This window comes from Nocardia sp. NPDC005978 (assembly GCF_040614455.1).
Classification (GTDB): Bacteria; Actinomycetota; Actinomycetes; order Mycobacteriales; family Mycobacteriaceae; genus Nocardia.
Window position 1 is genome coordinate 1 of the sequence record NZ_JBEXUS010000097.1, and the last position, 14311, is coordinate 14311.

At 70.2% G+C, this 14311-nt stretch carries 14 protein-coding genes and 1 pseudogene; 10 read left to right on the forward strand and 5 right to left on the reverse strand.

The genetic code is table 11. The annotated features are described in order from the left end of the window. Positions 1-94: pseudogene (locus ABZ319_RS31340) on the reverse strand (helicase HerA-like domain-containing protein); the annotation flags it as partial. 692 nt (positions 95-786) lie between these two features. Continuing rightward, positions 787-2196, reverse strand: coding sequence for an acetate metabolism transcriptional regulator RamB (ramB, locus tag ABZ319_RS31345; RefSeq protein ID WP_354990136.1), 1410 nt, complete (start codon positions 2194-2196; stop codon positions 787-789). Between the two features lie 93 nt (positions 2197-2289). Between ramB and ABZ319_RS31350 the strand changes: the two genes are divergently transcribed. Further along, positions 2290-3834 (forward strand): ATP-dependent DNA ligase, encoded by a 1545-nt coding sequence (locus tag ABZ319_RS31350; RefSeq protein WP_354990137.1) that lies wholly within the window; start codon positions 2290-2292, stop codon positions 3832-3834. A gap of 353 nt (positions 3835-4187) precedes the next feature. On the opposite strand, the gene ABZ319_RS31355 is transcribed toward ABZ319_RS31350, so the two are convergent. Further along, positions 4188-4583 (reverse strand): DUF4254 domain-containing protein, encoded by a 396-nt coding sequence (locus ABZ319_RS31355; protein WP_354990138.1) that lies wholly within the window; start codon positions 4581-4583, stop codon positions 4188-4190. A 386-nt stretch (positions 4584-4969) separates the two neighbouring features. Between ABZ319_RS31355 and ABZ319_RS31360 the strand changes: the two genes are divergently transcribed. From ABZ319_RS31360 to ABZ319_RS31385, 6 genes are all read left to right on the forward strand, one after another. Continuing rightward, positions 4970-5914, forward strand: coding sequence for a hexose kinase (locus ABZ319_RS31360; protein ID WP_354990139.1), 945 nt, complete (start codon positions 4970-4972; stop codon positions 5912-5914). Between the two features lie 74 nt (positions 5915-5988). After that, positions 5989-6396 carry a hypothetical protein gene (locus ABZ319_RS31365; RefSeq protein ID WP_354990140.1) on the forward strand — a complete coding sequence of 136 codons (408 nt, stop codon included), beginning with the start codon at positions 5989-5991 and terminating at the stop codon, positions 6394-6396. A gap of 122 nt (positions 6397-6518) precedes the next feature. Continuing rightward, on the forward strand, positions 6519-7355 hold the full coding sequence (locus tag ABZ319_RS31370) for an ABC transporter ATP-binding protein (RefSeq protein ID WP_354990141.1): 837 nt from the start codon (positions 6519-6521) through the stop codon (positions 7353-7355). Beyond that, the gene (locus tag ABZ319_RS31375) at positions 7352-8122 is read left to right on the forward strand and encodes an ABC transporter permease subunit (RefSeq protein WP_354990142.1); all 771 of its coding nucleotides are present in this window, start codon (positions 7352-7354) and stop codon (positions 8120-8122) included. Before ABZ319_RS31370 ends, ABZ319_RS31375 begins: the two co-directional genes overlap by 4 nt. A 16-nt stretch (positions 8123-8138) precedes the next feature. Next, the gene (locus tag ABZ319_RS31380) at positions 8139-8945 is read left to right on the forward strand and encodes an ABC transporter permease subunit (RefSeq protein WP_354990143.1); all 807 of its coding nucleotides are present in this window, start codon (positions 8139-8141) and stop codon (positions 8943-8945) included. 123 nt (positions 8946-9068) lie between these two features. Continuing rightward, entirely contained in the window at positions 9069-10169 is a 1101-nt protein-coding gene (locus tag ABZ319_RS31385; protein WP_354990144.1) for an ABC transporter substrate-binding protein, read from the forward strand. Between the two features lie 6 nt (positions 10170-10175). Here ABZ319_RS31385 and ABZ319_RS31390 read toward each other — a convergent pair whose 3' ends face one another. Both ABZ319_RS31390 and ABZ319_RS31395 read right to left on the reverse strand, forming a co-directional pair. Beyond that, positions 10176-11198, reverse strand: a complete 1023-nt coding sequence (locus tag ABZ319_RS31390) for an XdhC family protein (protein ID WP_354990145.1) — start codon at positions 11196-11198, stop codon at positions 10176-10178. A gap of 14 nt (positions 11199-11212) precedes the next feature. Further along, positions 11213-11890 (reverse strand): NTP transferase domain-containing protein, encoded by a 678-nt coding sequence (locus ABZ319_RS31395; RefSeq protein WP_354990146.1) that lies wholly within the window; start codon positions 11888-11890, stop codon positions 11213-11215. Positions 11891-11967: 77 nt separating this feature from the next. Between ABZ319_RS31395 and uraD the strand changes: the two genes are divergently transcribed. The 3 genes from uraD to ABZ319_RS31410 are packed head-to-tail and all read left to right on the forward strand — an operon-like array spanning position 11968 to position 14159. Then, positions 11968-12477 (forward strand): 2-oxo-4-hydroxy-4-carboxy-5-ureidoimidazoline decarboxylase, encoded by a 510-nt coding sequence (uraD, locus tag ABZ319_RS31400; protein WP_354990147.1) that lies wholly within the window; start codon positions 11968-11970, stop codon positions 12475-12477. Further along, positions 12474-12794 (forward strand): hydroxyisourate hydrolase, encoded by a 321-nt coding sequence (gene uraH / locus ABZ319_RS31405; protein ID WP_354990148.1) that lies wholly within the window; start codon positions 12474-12476, stop codon positions 12792-12794. The genes uraD and uraH overlap by 4 nt, the downstream gene beginning before the upstream one ends. Before the next feature lie 3 nt (positions 12795-12797). After that, positions 12798-14159 (forward strand): 8-oxoguanine deaminase, encoded by a 1362-nt coding sequence (locus tag ABZ319_RS31410; protein WP_354990149.1) that lies wholly within the window; start codon positions 12798-12800, stop codon positions 14157-14159. Positions 14160-14311 lie beyond the last annotated feature (152 nt).

Consider the following 14311-nt stretch of genomic DNA (forward strand, 5'->3'; position numbering starts at 1 on the left):
CCAGACCCGACAGGTCCCCTTTGATGTCGGCCACCACCACCGGCACCCCGGCCGCGGACAGCTGTTCGGCGATGCCCTGCACGGTCTTGGTCCGAGTTGGGGACCGCCGCGCCGGCCGCGCCGCCCAGGGCGGAGCCGATCAGGGCGCCGATGACCGCGGTGAAGGGCACCGCGATCAGACCCAGGCCCATGGTGGCGATGGCGATCGCGAAGCCGATCACGCCGCCGGTGAGGGCGCCGGCCGCGCCGCCCAGGCCGACGCCGGTCTGGATGCTGCGCTGGCGGGGCGAGGACGGGGTGCAGTCGCCGTAGGGACGGAAGACCGGTTCGGCCACCAGCGTGGCGCCGTCCTCGGAGATCTTCGGCTGCAGGGCAACGGTATTGGCGCCGTCGTTGATCGCCAGCGGGAGCGTGGCGGTGACCGCGCCCGCGGCGTCGACGACCTGCACGCCGGTCTCGGTGAGGGCGAAGGTTCCGCCGACGAGGGTGGCGGTGACCGTCTTCGCTGTCTCCGAGCGGGTGATGTCGTAGCGCACGCCGTGCTCGGTGCCCGCGAGGGCGGTGACCGAGGTGTCCGCCGGGGCCGGAGCCGCGTACGAGATTCCCCCGGTGATCGCCGTGGCGGAAATGGCCAGAATGGCCGTCGCGGCGAACTTTCTGATCTGCATCGTGTGTGTGGTTCCTTTGTTCTCCCCGACGCGGCCTGGATGCCGCGGGAGAGAACGTAACACTGTGAACCGACAATGATTCAAATCCTGGGATTCGGTGAATGGGTCACCGGATCGGTCACTGAATGACGTACGGGGAGATGGAACTTCGGTGTTCGCTGATGTCGAGGGATTTGCCGAGCGGGGGGAACGCGCGCTGCGGGCAATTGGAGCGTTCGCACACGCGGCAGCCGGCGCCGATCGGGGTTGCCTTGGGCTCGTTGAGATCCAGGCCGTCGGCGTACACGACGCGATTGGCATGGCGGAGTTCGCAGCCCAGGCCGATGGCGAAGACCTTCGACGGTTCGCCGTACCGGGTCGCGCGGCGTTCGACGGTGCGCGCCACCCACAGGTATTTGCGCCCGTCCGGCATCTGGGCGATCTGGGTCATGATTTTCGCGGGATAGGCGAAGGTCTCGTAGACATTCCAGAGTGGGCAGGTGCCGCCGCTGGAGGAGAAGTGGAAACCGGTGGCGGACTGGCGCTTCGACATATTGCCGGCGCGGTCGACGCGGACGAAGGAGAAGGGGACCCCGCGCAGGCGCGGCCGCTGCAGGGTGGACAGCCGGTGGCAGATGGTCTCGTACGACTGGGTGAAGAAGGCCGAGAGCCGTTCGATGTCGTAGCGATAGTCCTCGGCCATTTCGTGGAAGTGCGTATAGGGCAGGACCGTGGCCGCCGCGAAATAGTTGGCCAGGCCGAGTTTGGCCAGGACTCTGGATTCGGCGCTGGAGAAATTGCCCTCTTCCACCAGCTTCTCGATCAGCTCGCCGCATTCGAGGTAGGCGAGTTCGGCGGCGAGTTTGAACACCCGCTGACCGCCGGACAGATGGGGCGCGATCTCCAGCCGGCGCTGCTCGGGGTCGTATCTGTGCAGCACCCCGTCACCGAGGTCGATGCGCTCCACGATCTGCACCCCGTGCGCGCTGGTGAGTCTGCGCGCGATCTCGCGTTTGAGATCCCCGCCGTGGAAGCGCATGCGATTCGCGAGTTCCTCGGCGGCGGTATCCAATTCGTGAATGTAGTTCTGCCGCTGATAGAAGTAGTCGCGCACTTCCTCGTGCGGTTTGGAGATGGCCCCCGAGCCGCTGCCGTCGGAGAAGCGATCCTCGGTCGCCGCGGCCAGCTGCGCGGTCGTATTGCGATAGCGGCGATGCATATTCACCATCGCGCGCGCCAAACCCGGGTGCGCGGACACCATTTCGGCGATCTCCTGGGCGTCGGCCTCGATGCCGAGCTCCTGATCCATCACCACTTCCTGGAGCTCGGCGATGAGCCGGGTGTCGTCCTGGGAGGAGAAGAATCCGGCGTCGACGCCGAACACTTCACTGATTCGCAGCAGCACCGGTACGGTGAGCGGACGGACGTCGTGTTCGATCTGGTTGAGATAGCTGGCCGAAATCTCGAGCTTCTTGGCGAGCGAGACCTGACTCAGCCCGCGCTCGGTGCGCAACTGCCGCAGCCGTGCGCCGACGAAAGTCTTGGCCATGCGCCCAGTTTATGGGCGAATTAGCAGGCTTGCCAACCCGGAATTAGCAGCACATCTGCGCTATCTGTCACACCGCCGGGTTACCGTCGAACGGTGCTCTTGTCCCGAGTAGTTCAAGCGTCACAGTCCGCCCGTGCCACGTCCTCCCGCAAAAAGAAGACAGCCGCCTTCGCCGAACTGCTCGCCGACGCCGATCCCGCGGAATTGGCGCAGGTCGTCGCGTGGATTTCCGGTGAGCTGCTGCAGGGCCGCATCGGCGCCGGGTGGCGCACGCTCACCGCGATGGAGGTCGAGCCTGCCGCCGCGCCCACCCTGACCGTGGCCGCGGTGGACCGCGCCTTCACCGACCTCGGCGCACTCACCGGCAAAGGTTCGGCGAACGACCGCCGCGACCTGCTCACCGAACTGTTCACCGCCGCCACCGCGGCGGAGCACGATTTCCTGCTGCGCCTGCTGACCGGGGAGATGCGCCAGGGCGCGCTCACCGCGGTGGTCGCCGAGGCCGTCGCGGCCGCGTTCGAGGTGCCGATCGCCGACGTGCGCCGGGCGCACATGCTCTCGGGCCGCCTACCGGTCACCGCGCTCGCAGCGCGCACCGGCGGGGCCGCGGCACTGGCCGCGTTCCGGCTCGAGGTCGGGCGGCCGATCCAGCCCATGCTGGCCTCGCCCGGCCAGGCCCTGGACGCGGTGCTCGCCGAGTTCGACGGCGCGGTGAGCGTCGAGCACAAGATGGACGGGGCACGGATCCAGGTCCATCGCGACGGGGACCGGGTGTGGGTGTTCACCCGCACGCTGCGCGAGATCACCGGCGCGGTACCCGAATTGGTCGAGCTGGTACGGGGATTGGACTGTACGAGCGTGGTGCTGGACGGGGAAACCCTGGCCCTGAACGACGCCGGCCGCCCGCGTCCTTTCCAGGAGACCATGAGCAGGTTCGGGGCGACCACCGCCCAGGAACTGCTGCTGCACCCGTACTTCTTCGACTGCCTGCACCTGAACGGCGCGGACCTGCTCGACGCGCCCCTGCGCGAACGCCGGGCCGCGCTCACCGAAGTGGCCGGGGGACTGAGCATTCCGGCGCTCATCGCCCCCAACGCCGAGGCCGCGGCCGAATACTTCGACGGCGCCCTGGCCGCGGGCCACGAGGGCATCATGATCAAGGCCCTGGACGCCCCCTACGCCGCCGGCCGCCGCGGCCGCGCCTGGCAGAAGATCAAACCGACGCACACCCTCGATCTGGTGGTGCTGGGCGCGGAGTGGGGGTACGGCCGCCGCACCGGATACCTGTCGAATCTGCACCTGGGCGCGCGCGATCCCGAGGGCGGCGAGCCGATCATGGTCGGCAAGACCTTCAAAGGTCTGACCGACGCGCTACTGCAGTGGCAGACGGCGGAGTTCCCGCGCCACGAGCGCGAACGCGACGACCACACGCTCTACCTGCGCCCGGAGCTGGTGGTCGAGGTGGCCATCGACGGGGTGCAGGTCAGCCCGCGCTATCCGGGCGGGGTGGCGCTGCGCTTCGCCCGGGTAGTCCGCTACCGCCCCGACAAGGAACCGGGCGACGCCGACACGATCGACGCGATTCGCGCCCTGCTCCCCGAAACCCCGCTCGCGGCAGCGGAATCCGCGCGAGACTGATTCGCTGCTGATCCAGGGCGAAGTTCTCCCGCCGCCCGCGCGTCCGGCCCGCACGACAGCACCCGGCACGGCTGGCGTCGTTCCACTCGGCCGCCCGCAATTGCCGTGGCGGGATCCGATTCCCAGCCAACTCCCAGCCGGAACTGGGCTCCTTCGGAGGATTCGCGGGCAGGATTCGGGTGTCGAAGTTCGGATTCGGTGGTCAGGCGACCGGAGCGGGCACGCTGCCACCGCGTTCGCGCGGATACCGCCCCGGTCCCGCCGCATCCGGCTGCGATGGTGGAACGCGCTGCTCCACCGGTGTTGCCGGGGCGCCCACTTCCTCGCTGGGCGCCCCCGGCAACACGATTCGGTCAGTACTCGTATTCGCGATTGCCGGTCAGGTTGGGCAGCCTGCGCCTGCCCGCCGCCAGATCCCCGGCGAGGTGTTCGTAGGCGGTGGCGAGTTCGGTCAATCGCAGCGCCGCGTCGTTCACCGTGTCCTCCGGTGCGTTGGCCAGGGTCAGGTAGGCCAGCGCCGAGAACTGCGCGAGGCGGTCCACCACGGTCCCGACGGTTTCGGTGTGCAGGTGCGCGTCCCGTGCGGCCTTGGGCATTTCGATCGCCACCCACCGGTCGATGTCGAGCACCATGCACGCCCGATCGTGATCGATCCGCCCGGTCGCCCCCGCCGCCGCCGTCAACCGCCGTTCGTGCAGATCCGCCAATAACCCCGCGCAGCGCAGTACCGGATGATCCTCGGGGGGCAAACCGCGACAGGCTTGAAGCAACAATTGTTTCGGCGGAAGCAAAGGCACGGCGGCCAGTTTGCCCCGCGAATGTCTCCGAATGGCAACGGCATTCATTCCCACCACAACCGGCACTCGGTGTCATGCGGCGCCCGCTGATCCGCGATTTCCCCCGGCGGGAAGGCCGCCGTGTGGGAGCCTGGAGCGGAGTCGATCGACCGGGCCGCGGCATGCCGGCCGCGTCCGCACAGCGGCGATCCGCTCCGGCGTCATGCGGCGTGGTGGTCTCGGGTTCTCTTCCGAGGGGTGCGGACCCGAGTCTCCCCGTCCGGCCGGTCGCCCCGGTTCGGCGCGACCGGGGGAACAGGGGGTTGCGCCGGGCGGTCCGACGTGGACTAGCTAGTGCGGTGATTCTCACCGTGACCATGAATCCCGCGTATGACATGACGTATCGGGTCGAGCATTTCGAGCGGGGGCGGGCGCATCGGGTGGCGTCGGTGGATCAGCGCATCGGGGGGCGCGGGATCAATGTGAATCGGGTGCTGAACCAGCTGGGCAAGTACGCGCGGGCCACCGGGTTCTCGGACCATTCGTTCGCGGCGGCCGCGGAGCTCGAGATGTCGGTGGATTTCGTGCACGCGCTGCCGTGGGTGCGCCGGACCGTGGTGATCAGCGAGTCCGCCGACGGCACCGCCACCGCGCTGTGGGAGCCGGGACCGCGCATCTCCGAACCGCACGCGGTGGATCAACTGCGCGTGCGCGTGTCCGGGATGCTGTCGGACATGAGCGGCATGGTGATCGCGGGCTCGCTGCCGCTGGGCGTGGATCCGGGCCTGCCCGCCGAACTGGCGCGGACCGCGGTGCGGGCGGGCGTGCCGACCATCTGCGATCTGGACGGCCCGGCGCTGGAACTATCGGCGCGGGTGCCGGGCGTGGTGCTCATGCCCAATACCGAGGAACTGGAACGGCTCACCGGCAAACCGGCCGGGACCGTGCCGGAACTGCTGGCCGCGGTGGATCCGCTCATCGTGGGCGGCGCGGCGGCGGTCATCGTGACCCGCGGCGGTGACGGCATGGTCGCGGTCACCGGCACCCGGGCCTGGTCCGCGGCGCTGCCGGAACCGTTGGCGGGCAACCCCACCGGCGCGGGGGACGCCGCCGTCGCGGCCGTCATCGCCGGACTGTCGGCCGCACCGGCCCCGCACTGGCCCGCCCTGCTCACCGACGCCGTCGCCACGTCGGCCGCGGCCGTCGTCATCCCGGTCGCCGGGGAAATCGACCGGGTGCTGCGCGATCGGCTGGCGCCGACGGTCCGCGTGCGCGAACTGGAACCGGTGGCCGCCCGCCGGTAGCAAGCGCCGGCGCCGGGTGGACGCGGCGGCGTGGTGACAACAATCCGGCCGGTCGGCGGGGTAAATTCGGCGGGATGTCGGAGCTGGGAATGCCGCCCGATCCCGGGTTGGAAGTCGGCGACACCTATAGAATGCCGCGGGTCGTGCGCGCGGCACAGGTCTTCGCCGTGCTCCTGGCGGTCATCGGGGTGGTCTGCACGGCCACCTCCGGGTGGTTGCTCGGCACCCCCGCCGCGATCCAGACGGCCCTGCCCTTCATTCCCGCCTGGCTCCTGGGCCTGGTCGCCCTGACCTTCAACTCGGTGGGCCAGTCCGTGCGCATCGGCGGCATCCTGCTGGCCGTGCTCACCATGCTCTGGACCGTGCCGTCCATCACCGAGGGCCGGCCGCCCGGGCCGCTCGGGCCGGCGATCGCACTCGTGGTGATCGTGCTGCTGTTCCGGCGCGAGGCGCGCGATTGGTTCGAACCCGCCGGGTGGTGAGTTCCCGGTAACCGGATCGGCCGCCCGCGGGTAACAATCACGAAATCTCTTGGGCCGATTCGCAATCTGCGCGCAATTGCGGACTCCTACTGTTGCCCTATGAGTTCGGAAGCTGCTGCCCCATGAGTGCGGAAATCGATCCGGTGCGCGCGGGCTCGCAGGACCCGGACGGGCCCGGCACGGGAGTGCACATCTCCGGGCTGAGCAAGGTCTTCGGGTCCGGAAAACGCGCCGTCACCGCCCTGGACGCCGTGGAACTGCGCACCGCGCAGGGCGCGTTCCTGTCCCTGCTCGGCCCCTCCGGCTGCGGAAAGTCCACCATCCTGCGTATTCTCGCGGGCCTGGACACCCCGACCGCGGGCACCGCGCTCATCGACGGCAAGACCCCGGCGGAACTGCGGCGCGGGCACGACTTCGGCATCGCCTTCCAGGACGCCGCGCTGCTGCCCTGGCGCACCGTCGAATCCAACATCAAGCTGCCCCTGCAGGTGACCGGCCTGCCCGCCGATCCGGCGCTGGTGGCCGATCTGATCCGGCTGGTCGGCCTCGAAGGCTTCGAGAAGGCCAAGCCCGCCCAGCTCTCCGGCGGTATGCGGCAACGGGTTTCGATCGCACGCGCCCTGGTCGTCAAACCGCGCGTGCTGCTGCTGGACGAACCCTTCGGCGCGCTGGACGACATGACGCGCCAGCGCCTGAACCTGGAACTGCTGCGCATCTGGACCGAACGCCCGGCCACCACCCTCATGGTCACCCACGGCATCGCCGAAGCGGTGTTCCTGTCCGACGTGGTCGCGGTCATGAGCCCGCGGCCGGGCCGGGTGGTGGAACTGGTGGAGATCGACCTCCCGCGCCCGCGCACCCCGGACATGATGCGCACCGCGGAGTTCCACAAGCTCTGCGACTACCTGTCCGAACTGCTCTTCGGGCGTGGCGGGCACGGCGGGGTGGTGACCGGATGAGCGCCGTGCGCCGCGCCGCCGCCGGCCGCTGGGGCGGGCTCGCGGGCCTGCTCGCCCTGATCGGGGCCTGGTGGCTGCTGGCGGCGCTGCGCGTCGCCAACGGCACCGTGCCGAGCCCGTGGCAGGTGGTGCACACCATGTACACCGACGGCTGGGCGCTCTACGGCCCCAACTTCCGCGTGACGGCCTGGGTCGCGCTGCAGGGGTTCCTGTGGGGCAACGTGCTCGCCATCGCGCTGGCCGTCCTGGTGCTGCTGATTCCGCCCATCGAGATGCTGGTCACCCAGCTCGCCATTCTCAGCTACTGCACGCCGCTGCTGGCGCTGGGCCCGCTCATCCTGGTGGTGTTCGGCGGGCGCACGCCCTCGGTGTTCCTGGCCGCCATGTACTGCTTCTTCACCACGATGGTCGGCACGGTCGCGGGCCTGCGCTCGGCCGACGCCGCGAGCCTGGACCTGATCCGGGCCTACGGCGGCGGACGCTGGCAGGAGCTGCGCCGCGTGCGCCTGCTGGCCGCGCTGCCGAACACCTTGGCGGCGTTGAAGATCGCCGCGCCGTCGGCGGTGCTGGGCGCGATCATCGGGGAGTACCTGGGCGGGGTGGACAGCGGCATCGGCATGGCGCTGACCGCCGCGCAGAACCAATACGAGGTGCCGCGGGTCTGGGGTATGGCGCTGGCCGCGGCGGCGCTGGCCGGGCTCGGCTACGCCGCGGTCGCGCTGGTGGCGCGGTTCGTCGTGCCCTGGACCCGGGTCGATCAGTGGTGAGAGAGGCGATCACGGCATGAGCAGGACCCTGAACGTACTGCGTCCCATCGGGAAATTCCTGCTGCCCCTGGTGGTTTCGCTGCTGTTGCTGATCGCGCTCTGGTACGGATTCCTGGAGCTGTACCCGCAGGTGGGGCTGGTCGGCAAGAGCCCCGGCGATGTCTGGGCCTATCTCATGACCGGCCCCAACTCCGCGGGCGCCCGCCGGGTGATCTTCGACGAGATGCGAATCACCCTGCGCGACGCGGGAATCGGATTCCTGGCCGGGATGGGCGGTGCGCTGGTGGTGGCCGCGCTGTTCGTCGGCGTACCGGCGCTGGCCCAGGTCTTCATGCCGGTGGCCATGCTGCTGCGTTCGGTGCCGCTGGTCGCCCTGACCCCGATCATCGTGCTGATCTGCGGGCGCGGGCTGCTGGGGGTGGCCGCCATGGCCGCCATCGTCGTGTTCTTCCCGGCGCTGGTCATGATCATGACCGCGCTGCGGGCCGCACCGCGCCAGGCCATGGAACTGGTGAGCGCCTACGGCGGCTCGCAGTGGACCGCGCTGCGCCTGGTCGCGGTGCCCGCCGCGCTGCCCGCGGTCTTCGCCGCCGCCCGCGTCTCGGTGCCGGGTGCGCTCATCGGCGCGCTGCTGGGCGAATGGCTGGGCAGCGGAAGCGGATTGGGAGCGGGGTTGATCCGCGCCATACCCACGTTCCAGTACAACCGGCTGTGGGCTTCCATCGCCCTGGTGACGGTCGTGTCGGTGGTGCTCTACGCGATCGTCGGGGTGCTCGAGAATCTGGTGCTGGCGCGGTTCGCGCCGCAGCGCGGGCGGAACTGAGGCGGGAAGTTCCCGTTCTCGATGCGAGCGCGAATAGCTTTGTGCCGCACGAGTTAACCTGCCGCATACAAATGAGTGCGGGAAAGCAAAATATTCGAAATCGAAACGCCCTAGATTCTGTTCATGAGTCGTAATTCCCGGCCGCTGTCGGCCGCACTCCCGGCCGTGGATCGGCGATCCTTCCTGCGCTACGCCGGCTTCGCCGGTCTCGCTCTCGGCGGTGCGAGTGTGCTCGCCGCCTGCGGGGACGACGCCGCCGGTCCGGGCAACGGCACCGTCGACGACGGATCCAAGTACGGCAGCGTCGCGGTGCAGCTGTCGTGGCTGAAGAACATCGAATTCGCCGGCGAGTATTTCGCCGATTCCAAGGGCTATTACAAAGAAGCCGGTTTCGGGGCGAGCAACCTCATCGCGGGCGGCGCGGCCAGCACCTCGGTGGAGGCGGGCCTGAGCACCGGCAAGATCTGGATCGGCATGTCCGCGCCGCAGACGACCGCGCCCGCCGTGCTGGAGGGACTCGACGCCAAGATCGTCGGTGCGACCTATCAGAAGAACCCGTTCTGCATCGTCAGCGCCGCGGGCAAGGCCATTCGCACCCCGCAGGAGATGAAGGGCCGCCGGATCGGCGTGCAGGACACCAACCAGCTCATCTTCAACGCCCTGCTCACCGCCAACGGCATGACACCGTCCGACGTCACCATCGTGCCCGCGCAATTCGATCCGACCCCGCTGGCCAACGGTGAGGTGGACGGCTGGGTCAGCTATGTCACCAATGAGCCGATCACGTTGGCCGCAAAGGGTTTCCAGAACTTCAACTTCTTGTTCGCGGACTACGGGCTGCCGCTGGTCGCGGAAACGCTGACCGTGCACCGGAACACCATCGACAACGAGCGCGACAAGCTCAAGGCGTGGCTGCGCGCCGACATCCGGGGCTGGCAGGACGCCATCGCCGATCCGGCCGAATCCGCCCGCCTGGCGGTGGAGGTGTACGGCAAGGATCAACAGCTGGATCTGGCGATTCAAACGCGGGAAGCGCAGGCGCAGAACGGTTTGCTGGTCTCGCCCGACACGCAGGCCAACGGGCTGTTCACCATGACCGACGACCTGATCGCGCGGAACATCGCGGCGCTGGGCAAGGCCGGGATCACCATCGAGGCGGACCGGCTGTTCGATCTGTCGGTGCTGAAGGAGGTCTACGCGGAGAACCCCGGCCTGAAGAAGTAGCCGGGTCTAGGTGACCAGGGTGGCGTGCCGGCGCGAGCCACCCGCGGCCGACAGCGGTTCGGCGGTCGTGCCGTTGCGCGCGGCCAGCATCTCCGCGGTGACCGCGACCGCCGTCTCGGCGGGGGTGCGCGCGCCCAGATCCAGGCCGGCGGGCGCGTGCAGCCGGGACAGGGTGTCATCGTCGAAACCGCCCGCCTGCAACGCTTCCAGGCGGCGTTCGTGCGCCGGGCCGCCGCCCAGCGCGGCCAGGAAACCCAGCTCGGGCAGGCGCAGCGCGATGGTCAGCAGCGGAATCTCGAACTTGGCGTCGTTGGAGACCAGCACCACCGCGGTCGAACGGTCGATCTCGCCCGCCGCGGCCAGGGTGTTCAGGTACCGGTGCGGCCAGTCCACCACCACCTCGCAGCCCGGATACGCCTCGGCCGAGACGAAGGTCGGGCGGGCGTCGCAGACCGTCACCCGGTAGCCGAGCATGCGGGCCTGGATGGCCAGTGCACCGGCAATGGCGTTGGCGCCCATGATGATCAGGCGCTGCGGGCGGACGAACGAGGAGACGAACACGTCGGAATCGGGGAGCGAGACCAATTCGGTGCCGTGCTTGCGATCGGTGATGAGGTGCTGGCCGATCACGTCGGGATCCGAATGCCACACCACGGTGAACACCGTCACCTGCCGTTGCGCGGCGATATCGGCTGCCACGTCGGGGAATTCGGGGAAATGCCGGCGGGAGAACGGCTCGGTGAAGACGTCCAGGGTGCCCACGCAATCCGAGCCCGCGTCCAATCCGCTGCCCGGGCCGAAACGATGCAGGCCGCGGCGGCCGGTGCGCGCAGACTCCAGGGCGGCCTCGTAGGCCGCGGCCTCGGCGCAGCCGGCGGAGATCGATCCGAAGGCCCGGCCCTCGGCGTCCACCACCATCGCGGCCCCGATCGGCAGCGGGGTCGAGCCGACCGTGCGCACCAGCGTGGCCAATCCCCCCGTGCGTCCGCTGTGCCATACCCGTAGTAGGTCGTCGACGATATCGCGCATGTCTCAGCTCCCGATCACCGTGTGCCGCACGGGTAGTCCCGATCGATCCCCGACGCGAGATCATCACACGTGACGCACACCATATCCGTTCGGCCGTCCAAATAAGTGGCCGCCCCGGAATTTCCCGCAGCACCGGCCAGCGCTCCGGCCCAGTGCGCGCGACCCAGAATCACCGGGTGCCCGGGCCGGCTATCGAACAGCGCACGCGCGAGCCCGCTCGTGCTCGCGCGCGCGGCCGCCAGCACCCGGGCCACGACCGCACCGCCCACGTCGGGGGTGTCGACGGGCATGATCGCGGCGAACGCCGCCGTGCCGAGCCGTGGCCGCGGCGAGCCGTGTTCCGGTGCGGCCGCGCCGAGGTGATCGGCCGCGGCGACGGCGGCCAGGCCCGCGCGGAACGAGGCGCTCACGCCGACGGCCCAGTCCGCGGCCCACACCGGGTGGGCGCCCGGCGGCACGGGGATGCGGGGGGTTTGCGAGACGAGCGACGCCGCGCCGGGGCCGGATTCGTCGTCGTATCGCGCCGGACCCGTCGCGCCCAGCACCACGAACACCCGCTCGCAACCGCCCGCGCGCAGCGCGCGCACCGCGGACGCCAGCCACGCGCCGTCCTCGGCCAGCGCTTTCGGCATACCGAAGCGCGAACCGGAACCCGCGGCCAGCACGATGCCATCGCAGTGTTCGGGTGTCATGCGGGCAGGGTAGCGCCGGATGCCGCGCTTCGCCCCTCGAGTGGCGGACCCGATTGCCATGGCCGATGCTGGACACGATGACGGACACCGGGATAGGCCTCGACGCCTTCGACGCGCTGCCGGACACGGCGGCGGAGAACCTCCTGCTGAGCTGCTGCTCCTCGCCCGCGTGGGCGCGGGCGGTGGCGAACGGGCGACCGTACGGCACGCTCGCGGACCTGCTGGCCGCGGCGGACCGGGCACTCGACGCGCTGGACGAGGACGAGATCGATCGTGCGCTCGCCGGGCACCCGCGCATCGGGGATCGCCCGGACAACGCGAACTCCGCGCGCGAGCAGGCGGCCATGAGCGACGCCGACACCGCCGTGCGGGCCGCGATTGCCGAGGGAAATCGCGCGTACGAGGCAAGATTCGGGCACGTGTATCTGGTGTGCGCCACCGGGCGGACACCGGCCGAGCTCCTCGCGATCCTGCGCGAGCGGCTCGGCCACGAACCAGCGGTCGAAAGGCGGATCGTGCGGACGGAATTGGCGGAGATCAATCGGATCCGGCTGCGGCGGCTCATCACCCCGGGGGCGGCGGCATGAGCTCACTGAGCACGCACGTGCTGGACGCGGTGAGCGGACTGCCCGCGTCGGGCGTGGCGGCCACGCTGTTCGACTGGGACGGTAAGGAATTGGGCACCGGCGTCACCGACCGCGACGGGCGGATCGCGAATCTCGCCGACGACCTCGCCATCGGCAACTACCGGCTGCGCTTCGCGACGGGGGAGTACTTCGCCGGGCAGGGCGTCGCGGCGTTCTATCCCGAGGTGAGCATCGCGTTCACCATCGCCGAATGGCGGCACCATCACGTTCCGCTGCTGCTGTCGCCGTTCGCCTACTCGACCTATCGGGGGAGCTGACCCGTGACCGAATCCGTGCTCGTGATCGAAGGCTGCGCCGTCGCCACGGTGGACGGGGTGGGGAACGAATACCGCGACGGGCACGCGGTCGTGCGCGGTACCCGAATCGAGGCCGTGGGGGCCGGACCCGCACCCGAGATCGCGGACGCCGAGCGGGTCGACGGGCGCGGGTGCCTGCTCACCCCGGGCCTGGTGAACACGCATCACCATCTGTACCAGTGGATTTCACGCGGGCTCGCCGCCGACTCCACCCTGTTCGAATGGCTGAACACGCTCTACCCGGTGTGGGCGGGCATCGACGCGGACGCCACCCGCGTCGCGGCCACCGGCGCGCTGGCGGCGCTCGCGCGCACCGGTTGCACCACCACGACCGACCATCACTACGTCTTCCCGCGCGACGCCGGTGATCTGCTCGCCGCCGAGATCGACGCCGCCGCGACGGTCGGCCTGCGCTTTCACCCCTGCCGCGGTTCCATGGACCTGGGCCGCAGCGCGGGCGGGCTGCCGCCGGACTCGGTGGTGGAGAACCTCGACGACATCCTGCGCGCGAGTCAGGACGCGGTGGCCCGGTACCACGACCGGTCGTTCGACTCCATGCTGCGCATCGGACTCGCGCCGTGTTCGCCGTTCTCGGTGTCGGCCGACCTGTTGCGCGAATCGGCAACGCTCGCACGCGAACTCGATGTGCGGCTGCACACCCACGTGGCCGAGACGCTGGACGAGGCCGACTACTGTCTCGCGACCCACGGCTGCACCCCCGCGCAGTACCTGGAACGGCTGGGCTGGGTCGGGCCCGACGTCTGGTACGCCCACGCCATCCACCTCGACGATTCCGCGATCACCACGCTGGCGCGCACCGGCACCGGCGTCGCGCACTGCCCCACCTCGAACGGACGCCTCGGCGCGGGCATCGCCCGCACCGCCGACCTGCTCACCGCCGGCGTCCCGGTCGGCCTCGGCGTCGACGGCGCGGCCAGCAACGAGGCGGGCTCCCTCGTCGAGGAACCCCGCAACGCCCTGCTCTACGCCCGCCTGCGCGGCGGCCCCAGCGCCATCTCCGTGCGCACCGCCCTGGAACTGGCCACCCGGGGCGGCGCCCGCGTCCTGGGCCGCGACCACGAGCTCGGCTCCCTCGAACCCGGCAAACTAGCCGACCTGGCCCTGTGGCGCCTGGACGGCCCGGCCCACGCGGGCATCGACGATCCGGTGACGGCGCTGATCCTCGGCTCCGCGCCCCCGCTGGCGGCACTGGTGGTGAACGGGCGGATCGTGGTGCGGGAGGGAGAGATTCGCACGGTCGACGAGGAATCGGTGGGGCGCGACGTGGCCGCCGCCCAGGCGAAGCTGGTGGCGAAGGCCGGCTGACGCGATCCGCCACGGTCCGTGCGGCGTCTCGATCGCCGGGGCGCGGGCGGTGCGTGCGCGCGGCTGTTCACCTGCGCGGCGCCGCGGATAGTGGTGCGGCCGGGCCCGGCAAGGGGCGCGGGCGAATCGCCGGGGCCGCCTGCCGAACCCGG

What these genes read in the sequence shown, in the direction of transcription:
- ramB (WP_354990136.1), bottom strand. Translation starts at nt 2,196, where the DNA reads ATGGCCAAGACTTTCGTCGGCGCACGGCTGCGGCAGTTGCGCACCGAG.
- ABZ319_RS31365 (WP_354990140.1), top strand. Translation starts at nt 5,989, where the DNA reads ATGTCGGAGCTGGGAATGCCGCCCGATCCCGGGTTGGAAGTCGGCGAC.
- ABZ319_RS31370 (WP_354990141.1), top strand. Translation starts at nt 6,519, where the DNA reads ATGAGTGCGGAAATCGATCCGGTGCGCGCGGGCTCGCAGGACCCGGAC.
- ABZ319_RS31375 (WP_354990142.1), top strand. Translation starts at nt 7,352, where the DNA reads ATGAGCGCCGTGCGCCGCGCCGCCGCCGGCCGCTGGGGCGGGCTCGCG.
- ABZ319_RS31380 (WP_354990143.1), top strand. Translation starts at nt 8,139, where the DNA reads ATGAGCAGGACCCTGAACGTACTGCGTCCCATCGGGAAATTCCTGCTG.
- ABZ319_RS31385 (WP_354990144.1), top strand. Translation starts at nt 9,069, where the DNA reads ATGAGTCGTAATTCCCGGCCGCTGTCGGCCGCACTCCCGGCCGTGGAT.
- ABZ319_RS31390 (WP_354990145.1), bottom strand. Translation starts at nt 11,198, where the DNA reads ATGCGCGATATCGTCGACGACCTACTACGGGTATGGCACAGCGGACGC.
- ABZ319_RS31395 (WP_354990146.1), bottom strand. Translation starts at nt 11,890, where the DNA reads ATGACACCCGAACACTGCGATGGCATCGTGCTGGCCGCGGGTTCCGGT.
- uraD (WP_354990147.1), top strand. Translation starts at nt 11,968, where the DNA reads ATGACGGACACCGGGATAGGCCTCGACGCCTTCGACGCGCTGCCGGAC.
- uraH (WP_354990148.1), top strand. Translation starts at nt 12,474, where the DNA reads ATGAGCTCACTGAGCACGCACGTGCTGGACGCGGTGAGCGGACTGCCC.